Below are 20,523 nucleotides of genomic sequence, written 5' to 3' on the forward strand. Positions count from 1 at the left end.
TGACTAGAATGCCTGCCGGACACAGAACTGTGAGTTGAATTCACATATGGCGCGGATCGAAGTCAACCGCTCCGGCGAAATGGAAGCCTTCGTGCAGGTGGTCGACCGTGGCAGCTTCTCGGCCGGCGCGCGGGTGCTGGGCATGACGCCCTCGGCGGTCAGCAAGCTGGTGGCGCGGCTGGAGGCCCGGCTGGCGACGCAGCTGGTGCATCGCTCCACCCGCAAGCTGCAACTCACGCCGGAGGGCCAGAACTTCTACGAGCGCAGCGTGCGCGTGCTCGCCGACATGGACGAGGCCGAGCGCTGCGCCGCCGCCGGCGCCGCGCCGCGCGGGCGGGTCCGCATCAACGCCAGCTACTCCTTCGGCCATTGCGTGCTGATGCCGCTGGTGCCGCGCTTCCTCGAACTGCACCCGCAAGTCACGCTCGACATCGTGCTGACCGATCGCGTGGTCGACCTGATGGACGAGCGCACCGACGTCGCGATTCGCTGGGGCCCGCTGCCGCCGTCCGACCTGGTGGCGCGCCACCTGTTCGATACCGGCCAGGCGATCGTCGCCTCGCCCGCCTACCTGGAGCGCTACGGTACGCCGCACACGCCCGAGGAGCTGGAGGCGCACAACCGCATCGGCTCTACCTACCGCCGCTTTGCGCCCGACTGGCCGCTGCGGCTCGACGGTCGCCAGATCGAGATGCCGGTGGCCGGCACGGTGCGCGCGGGCGACGGCGAGACCCTGCGCCGGCTGGTGCTGGAAGGCGTGGGCCTGGGGCGGCTCTCGCTGTATCACATCCAGCCCGACCTCGACGCCGGGCGGCTGGTGCCGGTGATGGAGGAGTTCAACCCCGGCGACAAGGTGCCCGTCCACGCCGTCTACCTGGGCAAGCCCGGACGGCTGCCGGCGCGCATCCGCGCGCTGCTCGACTACCTGGCGGCGCGCCTCGCGGACAATAAGGCGAACAGGGCCGCAGGCCCGCGCCATCCACGACCATGAAGGAAGTTCCCGACGCCATCGTCTGCGAGGGCTGCGACGCCGTCTACCAGCGCCAGCCGCTGCGCCGGCGGCAAGTCGCCCGCTGTGCGCGCTGCGGCTCCGAACTGGACCGCCATGCCGGCGAGCAGGGCGCACGCGTGCTGCCGCTCACGGTGGCCAGCCTGATCCTGTTCGCGATCGCCAACCTGTTCCCGATCGTCGAGATCCAGGTGAAGGGCCTGCACAGCCAGACCACTCTGGCCGGTGCGGTGGTGGTGCTCAGCACAGAGGGCATGTCGCCGGTGGCGCTGCTGGTGCTCGCGACCACCATCCTGTTCCCGCTGCTGCAGCTGTGCATCCTGTTCTACCTGCTGGTGCCGATGGCGCGCGAGCGCAGGCCGGCGGGCTTCGGCGTCCTCGTGCGGACGCTGCAGACCTTGCGTCCGTGGGGAATGATCGAGGTCTTCCTGCTGGGCGTGCTGGTCGCCATCGTCAAGCTCTCGAGCCTGGCGCAGGTGGTGGCCGGGCCGGCGCTGTGGGCCTTCATGGGCCTCACCGTGCTGCTGACGGCGGTGCTTTCCTTCAATCCGCGCGCCTTCTGGGAAATGGCGTTCGAGCCCCGGCCGGGGCAAGAGGCATGACGACCCCGACGGCCGCCAGGCTCGGCCTGCTGAGCTGCCATCACTGCGGGACGGTGTGGCGCGACGCGGCCGAGGGCGCGCCCTGCGGGCGCTGCGGCACGCACCTGCACCGGCGCAAGCCCCAGAGCATCCAGCGCACCTGGGCCTACCTGATCGCGGCCTGCATCATGTACGTGCCGGCCAACATGCTGCCGGTGATGATCACCCGGAGCCTGCTCGGCGCGCAGTACGACACCATCCTCTCCGGCGTGATCTACTTCTGGGTCTCGGGCGCGTACGGGCTGGCGGCGATCATCTTCATCGCCAGCTTCCTGGTGCCGCTGTTCAAGCTCACCTCGCTGATCCTGCTGGCCGTGCTGGCCCAGCGCCACAGCGACTGGCGGCAGCCGGAGCGGGCGAAGCTCTACCAGGCGCTCGAGATCATCGGTCGCTGGTCCATGCTCGATGTGTTCGTGGTGTCGCTGCTGGCGGGGCTCGTGCGCATCCAGGGCTTCGCCGAGATCACGGCCGGCATCGGCATCGCGGCCTTCGGCGCGGTGGTGGTGCTGACCATGCTGGCCTCGCTGAGCTTCGATCCGCGCCTGACCTGGGACAGCAAGAACGTGATGGACGACGAGGAGGCCGACCCCCGCATGGCTAGCAAGGAATCAACGGCATGACCGAACCGCAGGACGAAACGAGGCCACCGCTGGCCAGGCCGGTCATCGTCAGGCGCCGCAACTGGCTGCCTTCGCTGATCTGGCTCATTCCCATCGTGGCCGCCCTGGTCGGCATCGCATTGGTGACGCGCATCCTGCTCGGCCGCGGGCCCGAGGTGGTGCTGACCTTCAAGACCGGCGAGGGGCTGGAGGCCGGCAAGACCGCAGTGCGCTACAAGAACGTGCAGATCGGCACCGTGCAGAACATCCGCCTGGCCCCCGACCGCTCGAACGTGCGCGTGACGGTGCAGCTCAGCAAGGAGGCCAGGAGCTTCACCGCCCAGGACACGCGCTTCTGGGTGGTGCGCCCGCGCCTGGACACCACCGGTATCTCCGGCCTGGGCACCTTGCTCTCGGGCGCCTACATCGGCGCCGACGCCGGCGCCTCCGACGAGTCGGCGAGTGAATTCACAGGGCTGGAGGCGCCGCCCATCGTCACGCGCGACGCCTCGGGCAAGCAGTTCCTGCTGCGCGCCCGCGACGTCGGGTCGCTGGACATCGGCTCGCCGGTCTATTTCCGGCGCATCAAGGTCGGCCAGCTCGCGGCCTACGAGCTCGACAGCGACGGCCGCGGCGTGACGCTGCGCGTGTTCATCAACGCGCCCTACGACAGGTTCGTCGGGGCCAACACGCGCTTCTGGCATGCCAGCGGATTCGACGTGCAGGTCAGTGCCAGCGGCGTGAAGCTGCGCACGCAATCGCTCGCCACCATCGTGCTCGGAGGCATCGCCTTCCAGGCGCCCGATGATGTGCAGGGCCCGGTGGCGCAGGAGAACACCACCTTCGCGCTGGCCGGCGACGAAACCACCGCTATGAAGGAGCCGGACGGGCCTTCGCAGGCCGTCCTCCTGTACTTCAACCAGTCGCTGCGCGGACTGACGCCAGGCGCGGTCGTGGACTTCCGCGGCGTGGAGATCGGAGAGGTCAAGTCGATCGGCGTCGAGTTCGACCCGCTGGGCCGCGAGTTCAAGATGCCGGTGCTGGTCCAGGTCTACCCCGACCGGCTGCGCCGCGGCCAGAGCCTCGGGACGCTGGAATCGCGCTACACGCAGACCGAGCGCCTGAAGTTCCTCATCGACAAGGGCCTGCGTGCGCAGTTGCGCACCGGCAACCTGCTGACCGGCCAGGTCTACGTGGCGCTCGACTTCTTCCCGAAGGCGCCGCCTGCGAAGGTCGACCTGAACCAGAACCCGATCGAGCTCCCCACCGTGGCCAACAGCCTGGACGAGATCCAGGCCCAGGTGGGCGACATCGCGCGCAAGCTCAACAAGGTGCCCTTCGACGAGATCGGCCGCGACCTGCGCAAGACGCTGGCCACGCTCGACAAGACGCTGGTCGGCGCCGAGCAGCTGACCCTCAGCCTGAAGAACGACGTGAGTCCCGAGATGGCCGCCGCGATGAAGGATGTGCGCAAGACCCTGAACAGCGCCGAGAAAACACTGGCTGACGATTCGCCCCTGCAGCAGGACATGCGCCAGACGCTGCAGGAAGTGACGCGCGCGGCGGGCTCGCTGCGGGTGCTGACCGACTACCTCGAGCGCCACCCCGAGTCGCTGCTGCGCGGCAAGCCGGAGGACAAGAAGAAATGAGCACGAGCACGACCCGGGCATGCGCCCTGGCGCTGGCCGCCGCCGCGCTGCTGGCTGCCTGCGCCAGCCCCGCGCCCCAGTACTACAGCCTGGCCGATGCCGAGCCCGCCCCGCCCGCCGCGGCGAAAGGCAGCGCCACGGGCTACATCGAGCTCGCGCCCGTCGCCATGCCCGAACGCTTCGCGCGGCCGCAACTCGTGGTGCGGCAAAAGGATGCGGGCGAGGGGCCGGAGGTCGACATCCTGGAACAGCACCGCTGGTCCTCCTCCTTCGAGAACGAGTTGCGCGACGCGCTCGGCAGCGGCATCGCGCAGCGGCTCGGCGCCGTCGATGCGACCAAGGGTGGTCGGCCGCGCGGCCAACCGGTGCTGCGCATCGCAGTGCAACTGCGGCAGTTCGATGCGGTGGAGAACAGCCGCGTCGACGCAAGCTTCAGCTGGACCTTGCGCCGCACCGAGGAGAGCGTGCCCGTCGGCTGCCAGCTCTTCGTCTCCGAGCGGGCCGGAGGGCGCGGCATCGAGGCGCTGGCCCGCGGCGCGCAGCGCGCCACGGCACGGCTGGCCGATGCGATCGCGCACAGCGCGAACGCGATGCAGAACAACGCGGTGAACGCCTGCCCGGGATGAGATCGATCGTCCCCACGCTCATCGCTGGCGCGTGTCGCTGCCGCCCGAGGGGGCGCTGAATGAACGCCGAAGGCTTCGCGCTGTTCGACACCGCCATTGGCGCCTGCGGCATCGCCTGGTCCGCTTGGGGCATCGCCGGCGTGCAGCTGCCCGAGGCGGGGGAGGGCGCCACGCGTTCGCGCATGCAGCGGCGCTTTGCCCAGGTGCCGGAGGCGCCGCCGCCGCCCCAGGTGCAGGCCGCCTGCGAGGCGATCCGCGCGCTGCTGGCCGGCGAACCGCGCGACCTGGCGGAACTGGTGCTGGACGACGAAGGCGTCCCCGACTTCCATCGGCGCGTCTACGAGATCGCGCGCCGCATCGCGCCCGGCCACACGCGCAGCTACGGCGACATCGCGGCCGAGCTCGGCGACAAGGGGCTGTCGCGTGCTGTCGGCCAGGCGCTGGGCCACAACCCGTTCGCGCCGGTCGTGCCCTGCCACCGGGTGCTGGCCGCCGGCGGCAAGCCCGGCGGCTTCTCGGCGCATGGCGGCGCGACCGCGAAGCTCAGGATGCTGATGATCGAAGGCGCGCGGCCGCCCAGCGATACGGCGCCCCTGTTCTGAGGGCCGCAACCAGGCTTCGACAGTGCGGTGCAGGTCGCACATGCTCACCTAGCACAGCAGGTCGCATCGCGCTCGCCCCAGCCATTGCGGCCTTGGCGACAATCGGCCGATGACTTCCTCGCATGCTGAGCCGGCCTCCCTTGCCGAGGCGCCCGCCACGGACGGGCTGCCGCAGCCGCAGCGCCGCTGGGCCATGCTGGTGATCATCCTCGGCATCATGGCCGCCGTGCTCGACGGCACCATCGTCAACCTGGCGCTGCCGGGCATCGCGCGCGAACTTCATGCCGACCCGGCGCATGCGATCTGGGTGGTCAACGCCTACCAGATCGCGACCCTGGTGATGCTGCTGCCGCTGGCCTCGCTGGGCGACCTGGTCGGCTACCGGCGCGTCTATCTGGTGGGCATGGCGCTGTTCGCCGTGGCCTCGCTGGTGGCAACGCTCGCCGATTCGCTGGCCACGCTGATCGCCGCGCGCGCCCTGCAAGGGCTGGGTGCCGCCGGACTGATGAGCGTCAACTCGGCACTGGTGCGGCTGGTCTATCCGCGGGCAAGGCTGGGCCGCGGCATGGCCATCAACTCGATGGTGGTGGCGTGTGCCTCCGTGGCCGGCCCCTCGGTGGCGGCCGCCATCCTCTCGGTGGCTTCGTGGCCCTGGCTGTTCGCGATCAACGTGCCGCTGGGCGTGCTGGTGCTGGCGCTGGGCCGGCGCGCGCTGCCTGCGCAGCGCGCGGATGTCGCCACCGGCGAGCGCTTCTCCTGGGTCGACGTGCTGCTCAACGTGCTGATGTTCTCGCTGGTCTTCGTCGGCGCCGATCGGCTGGGCGTGCGCGCCGAGGCGGGGCAGGGCGCCCAGGCCGGCGCGTGGCTGCTGCTGGTCGCCGGGGTGGCGGTGGGCTTCCTGTATTTGCGGCGGCAGCGTGCGCTCGCCGTGCCGCTGTTCCCGGTCGACCTGCTGCGCATCCCCGTGTTCGCGCTGTCGATGGGCACGTCGGTGGGCGCCTTCTGCGCGCAGATGCTGTCTTTCATCGCGCTGCCCTTTCTGCTGCTCGAGACCTATGGACGGTCCCACGTCGAGGCCGGCCTGCTGATCACCGCCTGGCCGCTGGCCATCGTGGTCACGGCGCCGATTGCGGGACGGCTGATCGGCCGCTACCCCGACGGCTCGCTGGGCGGCATCGGCCTGAGCCTGCTCTCGCTCGGCCTGGTGCTGCTGGCAACGCTGCCCGCGCAGCCGCGCGATGCCGACATCGTGTGGCGCATGGCGCTGTGCGGCCTGGGCTTCGGTCTCTTCCAGTCGCCCAACAACCACACCATCGTGACCTCGCCGCCCGTGCATCGAAGCGGCGCGGCCAGCGGCATGCTCGGCACCGCGCGCCTCACGGGGCAGACCCTGGGCGCGGTGCTGCTGGCCGCGATCTTCAGCATCTGGCCGCCCAATGCGGGCCGCGGCCCCTTCATTGCGCTGGGCCTGGCCGCCGCCTGCGCGGCCGTGGCCGCGGTGTGCAGCACGCTGCGCGCGCGCGAGCCCCGCGTGCGCCACGCCTGAATTGGGTCGTGGCTTTCAAGGGCGCGCACCGGGCTTGAACGCCGGCGGCCTCGGCGTCCATACTCGGGCCATGAACCGCACGACCGCTGCGAAGGCTCGTCGCACCGCAGCCCGTTGGGCGGAGGTGATTCAATGAGTCAGATCGGCAAGCCCCCGGGGCGACGACGCCTTGATCCAGCATGGCTGCGAAGCCGCGCCATGCCCGCAGACCTCGAAGCCCTGGGTGCTGGCCGCGGCCATCATCGGCTCGAGCATGGCCTTCATCGCCGGCACGGTGGTCAACGTGGCGCTGCCCGCGATTCAGCGCGAGCTGAACGCCACGGCGTTCCAGGCGCAGTGGGTGGTCGAGTCCTATGCGCTTTTCCTGGCCGCGCTGCTGCTGGTCGGCGGTGCACTGGGCGACCTGTTCGGGCGGCGGCGGATCTTCGCGCTCGGCGTGCTGCTGTTCGCGCTGGCGTCGGTGGGCTGCGCGCTGTCGGGCACGGTGCAGCAGTTGATCCTCGCGCGCGCGGTCCAGGGCATCGGCGGCGCCTTGCTGGTGCCGGGCAGCCTGGCGCTGATCAGCGCCAATTTCACGGAGAAGGAGCGCGGCCGCGCCATCGGAAGATGGTCCGGCGCGAGCGGCATCACCGCGGCCGTGGGGCCGGTGCTCGGCGGCTTCCTGGTCGACCACTACGCGTGGACCTGGGCCTTTCTGGTCAACGTGCCGATGGCGCTCGCGGTGCTGTGGATCGCGTGGCGCCATGTTCCGGAGAGCCGCGGCCGTTCGGCCGGCAACGGACTGGATGTGTGGGGCGCCGCGCTCGCCACGGCAGCATTGGGGGGCATCGTCTATGCCTTCATCGAGGCGCCCACGCAAGGATGGCACTCCACGCCCGTGCTGGCGGCGCTGACCATCGGCATCGGCGGCAGCCTCGCCTTCGTCGCGGTCGAGCGCCGTGTGCGTTCGCCGATGCTGCCTTTGTCGCTGTTGCGCATCGGCAATTTCGGGGGCGCCAACCTGCTGACCCTGCTGCTGTATGCGGCGCTCGGGGGCGGGCTGTATTTCTTTCCGCTCAACCTGATCCAGGTGCAGGGCTACTCGGCGACCGTGGCCGGCGCGGCGCTGCTGCCTTTCATCATGATCATGTTCGCGCTCTCGGGATGGGCGGGGCAACTCGTCGATCGCTTCGGCCCGCGCTTGCCGCTGATGGTGGGGCCGAGCATTGCGGCAGCGGGCTTCGCGCTGTTCGCGGTGCCGGGGGTCGGGGCGAACTACTGGACGGCCTTTCTGCCGGCGGTGGTGGTGCTGGGCTTCGGCATGACGATCACCGTGGCGCCGCTCACGACCACGGTGATGAATGCGGTGGGAGAGGAGGCCGCGGGCATCGCTTCGGGCGTGAACAACGCCGTGTCGCGTGCGGCCTCGGTGCTGGCGATCGCGGTGTTCGGCGTGGTGATGGCCTGGGCCTTCGATGCGGCGCTGGCCGAGGGGCTGCGCGAGGCGGGCGCGTCGGCGCAGGCCAGTGCTTTCATCGAGGGGCAGCGCAGCAAGCTGGCGGGGGCGGCGTTGCCGCCGGGCATCGATGCGGCTGCGGCGGCTGCGCTCAAGCGGGCCGTGGCCGAGTCCTTTGTGGCGGGGTTTCGGCGGGTCATGCTGATCTGTGCGGGCCTGGCGCTGCTGAGTGCGTTGAGCGCCTGGGTCATGATCGGGCGAGGGCCGAGCAAGGCGAGGGCGGCGGTGCCGAGACCGCGTTAGCAGTCAGCGCGGCGACGATTTCGCGCGACGGCTTGGCCTCTAAGAGCGCCTGGATGCCTGATCCAGGACTTTGAGAAGCCGGTATGCGGAAGATTGGGTGGCTTGTGCGATGTCGAGCGCAAGCTGCACGGGGTACGCCAACAGGTCGACGTCTGCGGCCTCGATGCTTTCGACGAAACCCGCGGCACGGCCGATTTCTTCGTCGAGTTCGGTGGGCGTGAAATGAGCCGCGCTTCGAATCATGCGCACGTACTGGGCGGGGGCGAGTGTCGCGATGAAGTCCTTGTCTTCCTCGTCGAGACCGAGCAGTGCATGGATCGAAAAACCGAGCATCGAGCAGAACAGCAGCGCTCTGCGGACTGGCGTTGCCAGTGCCAACTCATGAGCACGCGCTTCGATGTCTTCGGGTTCGTCGTCGTCGCGCACGAAGGCTTCTCGCTCGCTGGAATCAAGCCGGATCCAGGCACCTTCAATGCGTGCGTGCATGCTCATGTCGTGCTCCATTGCAGGTGCGAATCGGGTGAGTGAGGAGCTCGTGCGGCGGCTTCTTTTGTGGGTGCCGACAAGCTGAGGCATTAGACGGGCTGGGCGGCGTGTCGTCAAGGACGTTGAGGCAGCTGGGCAGAATCTGGCATCGATCTTCGGGCGGGCCAAAGTGGCGCGCACCATCCACGCCTGACCAGCAAATCAAAGGACGCGTCCACCTACGACCTTTGGTTAGCCCACATGGCCGATACCCAATCCCACCCCCCGCACCCACACTGCGCCTCGTGTCCCCCGTTCACCGACCTCGTCGGACGCAGGAGGAATGGCCATGATCCCCACACGCTGCTCTGCGACGAAGCGAGTGCCGTTGCCGCCGGCAGTCATCGTGTGCCTCGCGGCCTGCAGCGAGGGACCGCGTCCCGGCGAGGTGCTCGACGGAGCCGGACTGGCCGGCCGTGATGCGGGCTCCTTCCCGCACGCGACCGAGGACTGCTTCCACGTGATCGACTCCTGCCTCGAGTTCTAGGGGTCTGACGACAGATCCTCGTGCAGTGACTCCTCAATCGCACTTCGTAGTGGTCGCCGCCATCGCCCCGGGACGCGAAGCAGGGCTGCGCAAGCTCCTGGCCGAGATGAACCAGGCGCCGGGCGTGGCCGATGCGGCCAACGCGGTGCTGCCTTTCGGCGCCTTTGCGAACCTCCACTTCGCCCGCTTCGCGATCCTGGGCGACGCGACCATGGCGGACCTCGAAGTCTTCGGCTTGCCGCGCCCCAAGCTGCCGACCTACCTTCTCTTCATGGGTGACTGCGACGGCACCGCCGAGGCCCAGCTGACCGAGCTGGTGCAGCGCGCCGGCGAGGGCCTGCGCCGCATCTTCTCGCACTGCCGCGGCTTCGACCTGCGCGACGACCTGCTCGAATGGCTGGTCGAGCACGACCGGCCGGTGGCCGCGCCTTACATCCACCGCCTCGGCCGCACCGTGCGGCAGATCCGCGAAGAGAGCGCGCTGCAGCGGGCACTGTCGGCGCGCGTGCCGCGCGGCATGCGCGACGCGGCCGTCGATCCGCAGGCGCTGCGGCGGGATCTGCTGAACTTCGTGCGCGCCCGGCAGGCCGAAGGTCGTCTGCCGCTCACGCCGCCCGCGCCCACGCCGCTCGGCTGGTGGATCGGCAACGCGCTGCATGCGATCGGCCTGCCGCTGGCGGCTTTGCTGCTGTCGCCGCTGCTGATGGTGGCGATGCCCTTCGTGCTCGTGTTGCTGCGGCGGCACGAACGCACCGAGCCCGAATACTGCCCGCGGCCCCGCGCCGCTGCGGTGGGCGAGATGCAGGAGCTCGAGGACCACGACCTGAGCAACAGCTTCACCGCGCTGGGGGCAGTCAAGCCGGGCTGGTTCCGGCGCGCGCTGGTGCAGGTGCTGCTGCTGGCGATCGCCTGGGCCTGCCGCCATGTGTTCGGGCGCGGCCACCTGGGGCGCGTGCGTACGATCCATTCCGCGCACTGGGTCTTCCTCGACAACAAGCTGCGCGTGCTGTTCGCCAGCAACTACGACGGCAGCCACGAGGCCTGCATGGACGACTTCATCAACAAGGTCGCGTGGGGTCTCAACCTGCTCTTCAGCAACGGCTTCGGCTGGCCGCGCACCGCCTGGCTGATCAAGGAGGGCGCGCGCCGCGAGCAGCTCTTCAAGTACTACCAGCGCGGCCACCAGTTGCCGACGCAGGTCTGGTACAAGGCCTACCCCGGCCTCACGCTCAGGGATCTGGAGCGCAACCGGCGCATCCGGGAAGGCTTCGAGCGCGTGGGCATGAGCGATGCGGAAGCGCTCGCCTGGCTGAGGCTGCTATGAGCCTGAGCGCGGCCCCAACCCACGTCGACTTCGACGACATCCAGGGCCTGGTGCGCTACGGCTACAAGCGACTGACGCAGGCCTGCTTCCTGCTGCTGCGCATCCGCAATGCCGCGGCCGCGCGCGCCTGGCTCGCCTGCGCGCCCGTCACCCCTGCTGTCGAGCGCAGCCCGCCGCCGCGCACCGTGCTGCAGATCGCCATCAGCGCGCCGGGCCTGCACAAACTGGGCGTGCCGAGGGACATCGTCGAGGGGTTCTCGGCGGAGTTCCTGGCGGGCATGAGCGGCGATGCCAGCCGAGCGCGGCGGCTGGGCGACCTCGGCGCGAACGATCCCGCCGGCTGGCGGTGGGGTGGCGCGCTGCACGAAGTGCCGCATGTGCTGCTCATGCTCTATGCGATGCCGGGCGAGCTCGATCCGTGGCTCGCGACGGTGCGCGCCGAGTGCACCGCCGCCTTCGAGGAAACGGATCGCCTCTTTACCACCAGGCTGGGCGAGACCGAACCCTTCGGCTTCATCGACGGCATCTCGCAGCCGCGCGTCGACTGGGAACGCACGCGCGCGGCGCGCGACGAGGAGCAGTTCAGCTTCACCAACCGCTCCTGCCTCGGCGAGTACCTGCTGGGCTATCCGAACGAGTACGGCGCCTACACCGACCGGCCCTTGCTGGAGCCGCGACGCGATCCCGACGCGATGCTGCCGCGGGCCGAGGATGACCCCGGGCTGTCCGACCTGGGGCGCAACGGCAGCTATCTGGTGATGCGCCAGCTGTGCCAGGACGTGGGTGGCTTCTGGCAATTCATCGATCGCCAGGCCGGCGGCGACCCGGCACTGCGGCGCAGGCTGGCCGAAGCCATGGTCGGGCGAAAAATGGAGGGCGGCGAGGCGCTGGTGGGCCCGGGGCGCGAGCGCATCGACGGCATCGAAGAGGACGAGCGGCGGCGCAATGGGTTCACCTACCGCAGCGATCCCGACGGCCTGCGTTGCCCGCTGGGTGCGCACATCCGCCGCGCCAATCCGCGCAATGCCGATCTGCCGCCGGGCTGGGCGAATCCGCTCTCGCGCCTGTGGCGCCGGCTGGGCTTCGGCGCGGACCCGCTGCGTCCCGACCTGGTGGCATCGACACGCTTCCATCGCCTGCTGCGCCGCGGCCGCGAGTACGGCGGGGGCCCTGGCGAGGAGACCGGACTTCACTTCATCTGCCTCGGCGCCAACATCGCGCGCCAGTTCGAGTTCGTGCAGAACGCATGGCTGGCCGGCACCCGCTTCGACGGCCTCTCCGGCGAAGCCGATCCGCTGATCGGCCATCGCCTGCCCGATCCCGACGGCAGCCCGACCGACAGCTTCTCGATGCCGGTGGGGACGGGCCCCGACCGCCGGATCGCGGGCCTGCCGCAGTTCGTGACCGTGGTGGGAGGCGCGTACTTCTTCCTGCCCGGCATCAGCGCGCTGCGCTATCTGTCGAAGGTCCAAGCTTCATGAACGACTCGAACGCCACGCGTCACGCCCGACGTCAAGGCCAACGCGCGACGCGACGCTGCAGATCGAGAGCGTGAAGAACGCGCACGACGAGCCGACGGGGGACGAGCCCTTCGACGCGGCGCCCGTGCTCAGATCAATCGGCGTATCGCCTTCTTGCGCCACACGAAGCGGTAGTAGCTCGCCTGCAGCGTCAGCATCGCCGCGAACGCCACGGGGTACGACATCCAGATCCCGTTGAGCCCTAGACGATGGCTCAGCCACCACGCCACCGGCACCTCGATGAGCGCGATGCAGAAGATCGAGATCGAGGTTGGTACCAGAACCGAGCCGCTCGCGCGCATGATGCCCGACAGTGCCGCGCCCATGCCGAAGATCACCGTGCTCCACAGCATGATGTGCAGCAGCGTCTGCGCCACCTCGATCACCGGCTCGCTGGTGATGAAGAAGCCCATCAGCGGCCGCGAGAAGAGGTAGCCCAGCAGCACCAGGCCGCCGGTCAGCACCACGTTCATCATCAGCGCGGTGCGGGCGATGGCGCCCAGGCGCTTCACCTGGCCGGCGCCGATGGCTTGCGCTCCGAGCACCGAAGCCGCGATGGCGATCGAGATGGCCGGGAACTGCACATAGGCCACCACCTGGTTCACTGCGCCATACGCCGCGGTGGCCGCCGAGCCGTAGCCGTTGACGAAGGAAAGCAGGGCGAGCTCGGCCAGCGAGACCACGATCATCTGCACGCCCGTCGGCACGCCCACCTTCAGCACCGCCTTCAAGAGCGCGGGCCGAACGCGCAGGTGCCGCACGAAGCCCGCGTCCGGCGCCAGCGGGCTCTTCTTGCGCCGCAAGTGGAAGGCCAGCCAGATGGTCGCGACCACGAAGGAGACGACCGTGGCGCAGGCGCCGCTGGCCACGCCCATCTGCGGCAGGCCGAACCAGCCGCGGATCAGGGCCGGCGTGATCACCAGGCCCAGCGTGGTGGAGATGATCAGCGTGTAGAGCGGCGCCACGGTGTCGCCGACGCCGCGCAGCATGGCGGTGGAGAGCAGGAACACGAAGAGGCCCGGCATCGCGATCAGGATGATGCGTGCGTAGCGCGTCGCATCGGCCAGGATGTCGGGTGGCGTGCCCAGCGCGGCCAGCATCGGCTGCGTGAAGGCGCCGCCGAAGACCGCGACGCAGAGCGCGAAGAGCACGCCCACCGTCAGCGTGGTGCCGGCCACGGCGCGCGCCTTCTCGAGCTCGCGCGCGCCCCAGGCCTGGCCGATCAGCACCGAGGCGCCCGCGCCCAGGCCGATCGTGAAAGCGATGAAGAAGAACATCACCGGGAAGAAGCTCGACACCGCCGCCAGCGCGCTGACGCCGATCATCTGGCCGAGGTAGACGTTGTTGATCGTGCCCGACAGCGACTGCAGGATGTTGCTCAACAGCATGGGCGCGAGAAACAGCAGGAAGGCCTTCCACAGCGGACGCGAGGCCATCGCCGCGGCGCGTGAGTCGGCCTTGGAGGCAATGGGCGGCGGCACCCGGTCGGCCACGGTCGCCGGCGGCGCGACGACCTCGCCGGCATGTTCCACGTCCCCGGGTTCCAGCGACTGGACTGGCGCGGCGCGGTTCATGCGGCACTCCATGCCGCTGCGGCGAGCTGGCGCAGATAGGCGCTCACGTCGCCTGGCCAGGAGCCGATGAGTTCCTCGAATCTCGCGCGCTCGTTGGCGAACAGTGCACGCGCGGTGTCCTCGAAACCGGGCAGGTCGCCCGCGATCGCGCTCATGAATCGATAGGCGGCTTCGCGCGAGGCGCGCTGCGCGTCGCGGTCGGCATGCACGCGGCGCGCTTCGTCGATCAGCCGGCGCAGGGCCACCGATGCGCCGCCGGGCTGGCGACTGAGCCAGTCCCAATGGCGCGGCAGCAGCGTGACCTCGCGCGCGACGACGCCGAGCTTGGGGCGGCCGACCCCGCGGCTCGCGTGCTCGTCCGCGGCGTCGGCCGCAGGTGCACCGGCGCCTTCGCGCAAGTCGAGATCGATGGGCTCACCCGTGCTGTCGTCGAAGATGAAGACGGGCTCGGCATGGGGGCTCGCGCGCAACTGCGCGACGAGTTCGGCACGCGAGCCTGTCGCGAGGCGCTTCACGCCGGCAAAAGCGGTCAGGGTGGATTCGGAAGATGACATGGGCACGAATAATACCCGGGCAAAACATACTTTTCAATCTACCCGGGTGAAAGCTTTCAGGAGGCGCCGAAGCGGCGCAGGGCGCGCCAGCAACGGCGCGCGCCGACCTTGAGCCGCCGCACACCGCGCCAGGGCGCGCTCTGGTACGCGCGACCGAGCGTCTCGTCCTTCCACAGCTTCCAAGGTGGATACCAGCGCGCGAACAGTCGGGTGCGCATCAGCGCCGGCTCCACCAACTGGAACAGCCGCGCCACGATGGCGGTGCCGGCGATCTTGGCGCCAACCAGCAGCAGCACCGCACTGCCCGGGTGGCCGCTGCCCAGCAGGAGCAACGCGAGCATTTTGATGGGCAGCAGCATCACTGCCGGCACCAGGAAGACCAGCAGCGCAGCCCAGGGCGGCAGCGCCCGAACCGTCGTCTCGAGCCGGGCCCAGAAGGGCAGGGCCGCAAGGCGGGCCACCCAGGCGGCCAGCGGGTCCCAGCCCCATTCCTCGAACAGCAGCAGCGGGACGAGCAGGGCTGCGGCGACGGCGCGCAGGAGTTTGCTGACGACCGGGGGCATGCCCGGCATTGTGAGGCGCACGCGGCGCGCGACCGCTTGCCGCGCCGATGCGCAATGCACTCTGGATGGTTCAGGGCCGTCTGCGCCCTGCCGCAGCCGGCCAGGGCGCTCAGGCCTTGGCAGCCAGCTGGCGCGGCCAAGGCGCTGATCGCGCCCTATGGCAAACTTGTGCGCTTCCGCCTTCTCATCTCTTGACCCGAGGCGCCCCTCGCGGGCTGCCATCAGAGACCTCCCCCACACATGCAGAAAATCATTCGCCAGCTCGCCGCCGAGATCAAGGTCGGCGAGCACCAGGTGAAGGCCGCCGTCGAACTGCTCGACGGCGGTGCCACCGTGCCGTTCATTGCCCGCTATCGCAAGGAGGCCACGGACGGCCTCGACGACATTCAGCTGCGCGAACTCGAGGCGCGCCTTGCCTACCTGCGCGAGCTCGAGGACCGCCGCGCCGCGGTGCTGAAGAGCATCGAGGAGCAGGGCAAGCTCACGCCCCAGCTGCGCGCCGCGATCGATGCCGCGCCCACGAAGCAAGAGCTGGAAGACCTCTATCTGCCCTACAGGCCCAAGCGCCGCACCAAGGGCCAGATGGCGCGCGAGGCAGGCATCGAGCCGCTGGCCGACAAGCTCTTCGCCGATCCGACGCTGAACCCGGCCGAGGAGGCCGCGGCCTTCATCAAGCCCGCGGCCGACGGGCTCGACTTCTCGACCGTGCCGCTGGTGCTCGACGGCGTGCGCGACATCCTCTCCGAACGCTGGGCCGAGGATGCCGCGCTGGTGCAGCGCCTGCGCGAATGGCTGTGGGCGGAGGGCCTGTTCAAGTCCAGCCTGATGTCGGGCAAGGACGAGAACAACGCCGACGTGGCCAAGTTCCGCGACTACTTCGATTACGACGAGCCCATTGGTCGCGTGCCCTCGCACCGCGCGCTGGCGGTGTTCCGAGGCCGGGCGCAGGACATCCTCGATGCCAAGCTGGTGCTGCCCGTGGAGCCCGAGCCGGGCAAGCCTTCGATCGCCGAGGGCAAGATCGCGTTGCACCTGGGCTGGAGCCACTCGGGCCGCGCGGCGGACGACCTGATCCGCAAATGCGTGGCGTGGACCTGGCGCGTGAAGCTCTCGCTCTCCAGCGAGCGCGACCTGTTCTCGCGGCTGCGCGAGGAAGCCGAGAAGGTTGCCATCAAGGTCTTCGCCGACAACCTGCGCGACCTGCTGCTCGCAGCGCCTGCGGGCCAGCGTGTCGTGATGGGCCTGGACCCGGGCATCCGCACCGGCGTGAAGGTTGCGGTGGTCGATGCCACCGGCAAGCTGGTCGACACCGCCACCGTGTTCCCGCACGAGCCGCGGCGCGACTGGGAAGGCTCGCTGCACACGCTGGGCAAGCTGTGCGCCAAGCACAGCGTGAATTTGATCGCGATCGGCAACGGCACCGCCAGCCGCGAGACCGACAAGCTGGCGGCGGACCTGATCAAGCTGCTGGCGAAGATGGCCGAGCAGGCCGGCGCGCCACCCCTGAACGTCGACAAGGTGGTGGTGAGCGAGGCCGGCGCCTCGGTCTATTCCGCCAGCGAGTTCGCCTCGCAGGAAATGCCTGACGTGGATGTCAGCCTGCGTGGCGCTGCCAGCATCGCCCGCCGCCTGCAGGACCCGCTGGCCGAGCTGGTGAAGATCGATCCCAAATCCATCGGCGTCGGCCAGTACCAGCACGACGTGAACCAGAGCGAGCTGGCGCGCACGCTGAACGCCGTCGTCGAAGACTGCGTGAACTCCGTGGGCGTAGACCTCAACACGGCGAGCGTGCCGCTGCTCTCGCGCGTCTCGGGCCTGTCGGCGGGCGTCGCCAAGGCCGTGGTGCGCTGGCGCGAGGCCAACGGTGCCTTCGCCACGCGCAAGCAATTGCTGGACGTCACCGGCTTCGGCGGCAAGACCTTCGAGCAGAGCGCGGGCTTCCTGCGAATTCGTGGCGGCGCCAATCCGCTGGACATGACGGGCGTGCACCCCGAGACCTACCCGGTGGTCGAGCAGATGATCGAGAAGACCGGCAAGCCGATCAACGAGCTGATGGGGCGTGCCGAGATGCTCAAGTCGCTCAGGCCCGAGCTCTTCGCCAACGAGAAGTTCGGCGTGATCACGGTCAAGGACATTCTCGGCGAGCTCGAGAAGCCGGGCCGTGACCCGCGCCCGGACTTCAAGGTGGCGCGCTTCAACGAGGGCGTCGAGGACATCAAGGACCTGGTGGAAGGAATGGTGCTCGAAGGCACCGTGAGCAACGTCGCCCAGTTCGGCGCCTTCGTCGACCTCGGCGTGCACCAGGACGGCCTGGTGCACGTGAGCCAGCTGTCGCACAAGTTCGTCAACGACGCGCGCGAAGTGGTCAAGACCGGCGACATCGTCAAGGTCAAGGTGATGGAAGTGGACGTGGCGCGCAAGCGCATCGGCCTGTCGATGAAGCTGGACGCAGCGCCCGGCCGCCGCGACGGGCCGCGCGAGAACCGTTTCGAAGGGGCAGGGCGTGGCCAACAGGGCCCGCGCCGCGACAACGCCCCGCAGCCCGCGGGGCAGATGGCCAGTGCCTTCGCCAAGCTGCAGGGCTTGCGCAAGCCCTAGCCACGCGGTGGGACACACGCATGCCTGATCCTCGCCACCTGGTCGAACGCGCCGACGGGCTGCCGGCGCGATCCGCTGCAGCGGCCGGCACCCGCGACCTGCACGCGGACTACCTGAAGGCGGCCGCCATCGTCGGGGTCGTCTGCATCCATGCAGGCCTTCCGTTCGAGGACGTGTACCGCTTCGGCGTGCCGGTCTTCATCGGGCTGTGGGCCTACTACCTCGAGAAGGCGCTGGCACGCCGCCGGCCCGACACGCACCTGGCCTACCTCGGCCGTCGGCTGGTCGAACTGGGCGTCGCCTACATCGCCTGGACGCTGCTCTACATCCAGAAGTTCTACGACGGGCGCTGGGACACCACGCCGCTGCACACCATCGTCGGCGGCTGGTTCGGCGGCTACGGCTGGTCGGGGCAGTACTACTTCGTGATCCTGTTCCAGCTCACGCTGCTCTTTCCGCTGCTGCGCCGCTGGGTGGCGGAGGCGCCGACCTTGCCGGTGATCGCCGCCGGCGTGGCGCTGAACGTGGCCGCGGGCTACTGGCTGTTCGAGAACCGGTGGATCTCCGCCGTCGGCGACCGGTTCTTCGTCTACTGGATTCCTTATGTGGCGATGGGCATTGCGCTGGCGCGAGGCGAATTCGGCCGCAAGCCGGGCCTGGGCATCGTCGCCGTGCTGCTGCTGCTTGCGGCTCCGCTCGAGAGCCAGCTTTTCGCCGAGCACTCGGCCTACCTGGTCCTGACCGTCACGCTGGCCTCCCTGCTGCTGATGATGAGCGCCGTGGCGGCCGACCGCGCGCCTGCGCGGCAGCCATCGATGCTGGGCAGGGCGATCGCCTTCGTGGGCCGGAACACCTTCGCGATCTACGTGGCCAACGTCGCCATGCTGGAGGTCTGCAAGAGCGTCGGTTTCACGGCTTTTGCTGTATCCCACGCGGGGCCCTGGGGCCTGCTCGTGGTAGTCGCGGCCACGCTGGCGGGCGGACTGGGCATCGGCTGGCTGCTGCAGGCCCTTGGACTGGGCGTGCTCGTCGGCAAGCGATGAAGGCCCTGCGCATCTACGCGGGCCCGGCGGCGCCCGAGCACATTGCCGCACACGGCCTGGCACCCCGGGATGTGCGTACCGTCCCGGGTGCGGCAGGCGGCCCCAAGGGCCTGATCTTCGGCCCCATCGACCGCTTCCTGTTCGGCGACTGGCTGCCGCAGTCGACCCAGCCCGTGGACCTGATCGGCGCCTCCATCGGCGCATGGCGGCTCGGCGCCGGCCCCGCGGCGGCTACAGTCGGGGCTGGCATGTCCATCCAAGGGGAAGCACGACACATGAACGCAACACGAATCATCGGCCTCATCCTGATCGTCGCCGGGATCGCCGCCATCGGCTTGGGCGGCTTCAGCTTCACCAAGGAAACGCACCAAGCCAAGATCGGCCCGATCGAGCTGTCCGTGAAAGAAAAGGAGACGGTCAGCTTCCCGACCTGGGCCGGCGTGGCCGCCATCGTGGTCGGCGGGGCGCTGGTGGTCTTCGGTGGCAGGAAGGGTTGAGGTCAACAGGCGCGCGGATCCCTGACCGCGCGTCATCGCCGAGTAAGCCGCGCGTCACGGCACGTTCGAGCTGTGCACGGAGATCGGCTTGAACGGCAGGGGCAGCTTGCCCGTGAACTCGCCGATGCTGGTCAGCGTCGGGCAGGCGCCCGGCACGGTGCAGAAGCCGCTGCCCGCATCGGGGTAGATCACGTCGCCGAAGCGGTAGTTGGCGATGCCGCCCCCCGCGTAGTCGGCCACCGACAGCACGTTGCCCGTGGTCGAGTAGTTGTCCGCCATCGTCACCATGATCGGGTCCACGCGGCTGTCCTCCATGGTGCGCAGGATGCTGCCGGTGGTGGCCGTATCGCTCGTGCTCACGAGCTTGACCCAGCCCCACTTGCGGTTGGTGCGGTCGGTGAACAGGACCAGGTCATTGAGGGCGTCCTCCTGGCCGGGGTAGTCCTTGGCCGCGGCCAGGTAGGTGATGTTGTCGCCGAGCCCGGTGACGGCGCCCACCTGCTGGATGTCCGTGGGGGCCGGCGTCGTCGGCTTGGTGCCCGCGGCGTAGCGGCCCAGCGAGTACAGCAGCAAGTCGCCGCCCTCGGTGGCGATGCCGGCGCGCGCGTAGTGCGCGTTGGTCGTCCAGAACGGGTAGGCGGAGATCCGGGTCTGATCGTCCTTGCTCCAGTAGCTGCGCGTGGCGGTGGTCCAGACCGCGGTGGGGCGCTTGGTCAGGGTCAGGGACTTCACCACCTGCGGCATCGCCTCCGGATGGTCGGCCAGCAGGTACGGCCACTGGCTGGCGGCCAGGCCGACGTTTTGCGTCTCCAGGTTGGACGCGGCGCTGCCCAGGTACATGCCGTTGGTGTAGGCGAACAGCGGCGCCAGGTCGATGAAGGCGGCCTTCTTCTCGCTCTTGGAGACCACCACCACGACGCCGCCCTTGGGATAGCGCTCGTAGTCCTCGCCGCCCGGCAGCATCTTCGAGCGGTTGTTCGCCATGGGCGAGTCCAGCATGATGAAGCTGTTGATGGTGCCCGATGAGTCGTACTTGAGCAGCGTGGTGTAGGGGTGGATGCCGGTGGTGGCGGCAATGCCGGTGGGCGCCTTCATGTCGGAGGGCAAGTCGACGTAGCCGATCACCTTCATGAACACGTAGTTGCCCTGGTCGACGAAGCCCGGGTGCATCATGTCCATCCAGCCGTGCCACCAGTCGTAGCGCGCCTGGCCGGGCTGCCAGCCCTGCGGGGCGGCGCCCAGCGAGACCACGGCCACCTGTCCCTTGGTGTTGGTCGTGTCCCAGCCCGACACCAGCGCGAACTCGCCACCGCCGGTCACGCTGATGCCCGTGGGAACGAAGCCGAGCTTGAAGGAGGTCGAGGCCCGATTCTGTGCAGTGAGGGTGCCCACGGTGTACATCTTGGCTGGCTTGGTCGGGCTGCCTTG

19 protein-coding genes and 1 pseudogene are annotated in these 20,523 nt (G+C 69.4%); 15 read left to right on the forward strand and 5 right to left on the reverse strand.

Translation table 11 applies throughout. From position 1 onward, the window contains the following. Window positions 1-46 precede the first annotated feature (46 nt). The 8 genes from J2739_RS17915 to J2739_RS17950 all read left to right on the forward strand — a co-directional run bounded on the left by J2739_RS17915 (window position 47) and on the right by J2739_RS17950 (window position 8,410). A complete protein-coding gene (locus J2739_RS17915) occupies window positions 47-991 on the forward strand; it encodes a LysR family transcriptional regulator (RefSeq protein WP_309904026.1) in 945 nt (314 codons plus the stop codon). Continuing rightward, complete coding sequence (locus J2739_RS17920; RefSeq protein WP_309904027.1) at window positions 988-1,611, forward strand: paraquat-inducible protein A; 624 nt, start codon at window positions 988-990, stop codon at window positions 1,609-1,611. The genes J2739_RS17915 and J2739_RS17920 overlap by 4 nt, the downstream gene beginning before the upstream one ends. After that, the gene (locus J2739_RS17925; RefSeq protein ID WP_309904029.1) at window positions 1,608-2,270 is read left to right on the forward strand and encodes a paraquat-inducible protein A; all 663 of its coding nucleotides are present in this window, start codon (window positions 1,608-1,610) and stop codon (window positions 2,268-2,270) included. The genes J2739_RS17920 and J2739_RS17925 overlap by 4 nt, the downstream gene beginning before the upstream one ends. Further along, window positions 2,267-3,898, forward strand: a complete 1,632-nt coding sequence (locus tag J2739_RS17930; protein WP_309904031.1) for a PqiB family protein — start codon at window positions 2,267-2,269, stop codon at window positions 3,896-3,898. Before J2739_RS17925 ends, J2739_RS17930 begins: the two co-directional genes overlap by 4 nt. Next, the gene (locus J2739_RS17935; RefSeq protein WP_309904033.1) at window positions 3,895-4,524 is read left to right on the forward strand and encodes a PqiC family protein; all 630 of its coding nucleotides are present in this window, start codon (window positions 3,895-3,897) and stop codon (window positions 4,522-4,524) included. Before J2739_RS17930 ends, J2739_RS17935 begins: the two co-directional genes overlap by 4 nt. A 59-nt stretch (window positions 4,525-4,583) precedes the next feature. Further along, window positions 4,584-5,126 (forward strand): methylated-DNA--[protein]-cysteine S-methyltransferase, encoded by a 543-nt coding sequence (locus J2739_RS17940; protein WP_309904035.1) that lies wholly within the window; start codon window positions 4,584-4,586, stop codon window positions 5,124-5,126. A gap of 109 nt (window positions 5,127-5,235) precedes the next feature. Further along, entirely contained in the window at window positions 5,236-6,672 is a 1,437-nt protein-coding gene (locus tag J2739_RS17945; protein WP_309904036.1) for an MFS transporter, read from the forward strand. Between the two features lie 169 nt (window positions 6,673-6,841). Continuing rightward, window positions 6,842-8,410, forward strand: coding sequence for an MFS transporter (locus tag J2739_RS17950; RefSeq protein ID WP_309904038.1), 1,569 nt, complete (start codon window positions 6,842-6,844; stop codon window positions 8,408-8,410). A gap of 39 nt (window positions 8,411-8,449) precedes the next feature. Here J2739_RS17950 and J2739_RS17955 read toward each other — a convergent pair whose 3' ends face one another. Further along, window positions 8,450-8,902, reverse strand: coding sequence for a hypothetical protein (locus J2739_RS17955; RefSeq protein ID WP_309904040.1), 453 nt, complete (start codon window positions 8,900-8,902; stop codon window positions 8,450-8,452). Window positions 8,903-9,224: 322 nt separating this feature from the next. Here J2739_RS17955 and J2739_RS17960 point away from each other — a divergent pair, with 322 nt between their 5' ends. Genes J2739_RS17960 through J2739_RS17970 form a run of 3 tightly spaced genes read left to right on the forward strand, consistent with a single transcriptional unit; the run spans window position 9,225 to window position 12,227 of the window. Further along, window positions 9,225-9,422 (forward strand): hypothetical protein, encoded by a 198-nt coding sequence (locus J2739_RS17960; RefSeq protein ID WP_309904042.1) that lies wholly within the window; start codon window positions 9,225-9,227, stop codon window positions 9,420-9,422. Window positions 9,423-9,447: 25 nt separating this feature from the next. Then, on the forward strand, window positions 9,448-10,746 hold the full coding sequence (locus J2739_RS17965) for a hypothetical protein (protein WP_309904044.1): 1,299 nt from the start codon (window positions 9,448-9,450) through the stop codon (window positions 10,744-10,746). Next, window positions 10,743-12,227, forward strand: coding sequence for a Dyp-type peroxidase (locus J2739_RS17970; protein WP_309904046.1), 1,485 nt, complete (start codon window positions 10,743-10,745; stop codon window positions 12,225-12,227). The genes J2739_RS17965 and J2739_RS17970 overlap by 4 nt, the downstream gene beginning before the upstream one ends. A 128-nt stretch (window positions 12,228-12,355) precedes the next feature. On the opposite strand, the gene J2739_RS17975 is transcribed toward J2739_RS17970, so the two are convergent. From J2739_RS17975 to J2739_RS17985, 3 genes are all read right to left on the reverse strand, one after another. Then, window positions 12,356-13,702 (reverse strand): MATE family efflux transporter, encoded by a 1,347-nt coding sequence (locus tag J2739_RS17975; protein ID WP_309904067.1) that lies wholly within the window; start codon window positions 13,700-13,702, stop codon window positions 12,356-12,358. 134 nt (window positions 13,703-13,836) lie between these two features. Further along, window positions 13,837-14,394 (reverse strand): DUF2239 family protein, encoded by a 558-nt coding sequence (locus J2739_RS17980; RefSeq protein WP_309904048.1) that lies wholly within the window; start codon window positions 14,392-14,394, stop codon window positions 13,837-13,839. A 56-nt stretch (window positions 14,395-14,450) separates the two neighbouring features. Then, window positions 14,451-14,957, reverse strand: a complete 507-nt coding sequence (locus J2739_RS17985; protein WP_309904050.1) for a hypothetical protein — start codon at window positions 14,955-14,957, stop codon at window positions 14,451-14,453. 240 nt (window positions 14,958-15,197) lie between these two features. Here J2739_RS17985 and J2739_RS17990 point away from each other — a divergent pair, with 240 nt between their 5' ends. The 4 genes and pseudogenes from J2739_RS17990 (at window position 15,198) to J2739_RS18005 (ending at window position 19,095) form a co-directional block, all read left to right on the forward strand. Then, the gene (locus J2739_RS17990; protein ID WP_309904051.1) at window positions 15,198-17,555 is read left to right on the forward strand and encodes a Tex family protein; all 2,358 of its coding nucleotides are present in this window, start codon (window positions 15,198-15,200) and stop codon (window positions 17,553-17,555) included. A gap of 20 nt (window positions 17,556-17,575) precedes the next feature. Further along, window positions 17,576-18,598: an acyltransferase gene (locus J2739_RS17995; RefSeq protein WP_309904054.1), complete on the forward strand. Its 1,023-nt coding sequence runs from the start codon at window positions 17,576-17,578 to the stop codon at window positions 18,596-18,598. After that, window positions 18,595-18,810 (forward strand): annotated as a pseudogene (locus J2739_RS18000) (phospholipase); the annotation flags it as partial. The gene J2739_RS17995 and the pseudogene J2739_RS18000, both read left to right, overlap by 4 nt. Window positions 18,811-18,873: 63 nt before the next feature. After that, window positions 18,874-19,095, forward strand: a complete 222-nt coding sequence (locus J2739_RS18005; RefSeq protein ID WP_162580654.1) for a hypothetical protein — start codon at window positions 18,874-18,876, stop codon at window positions 19,093-19,095. Window positions 19,096-19,149: 54 nt separating this feature from the next. Here the strand turns inward: J2739_RS18005 and J2739_RS18010 are convergent. Continuing rightward, the coding region (locus tag J2739_RS18010; protein ID WP_309904055.1) for a hypothetical protein at window positions 19,150-20,523 on the reverse strand (1,374 nt) is incomplete at its 5' end.

This window comes from Variovorax soli (genome assembly GCF_031454625.1).
In the GTDB taxonomy this organism is placed as follows: domain Bacteria; phylum Pseudomonadota; class Gammaproteobacteria; order Burkholderiales; family Burkholderiaceae_C; genus Variovorax; species Variovorax soli_A.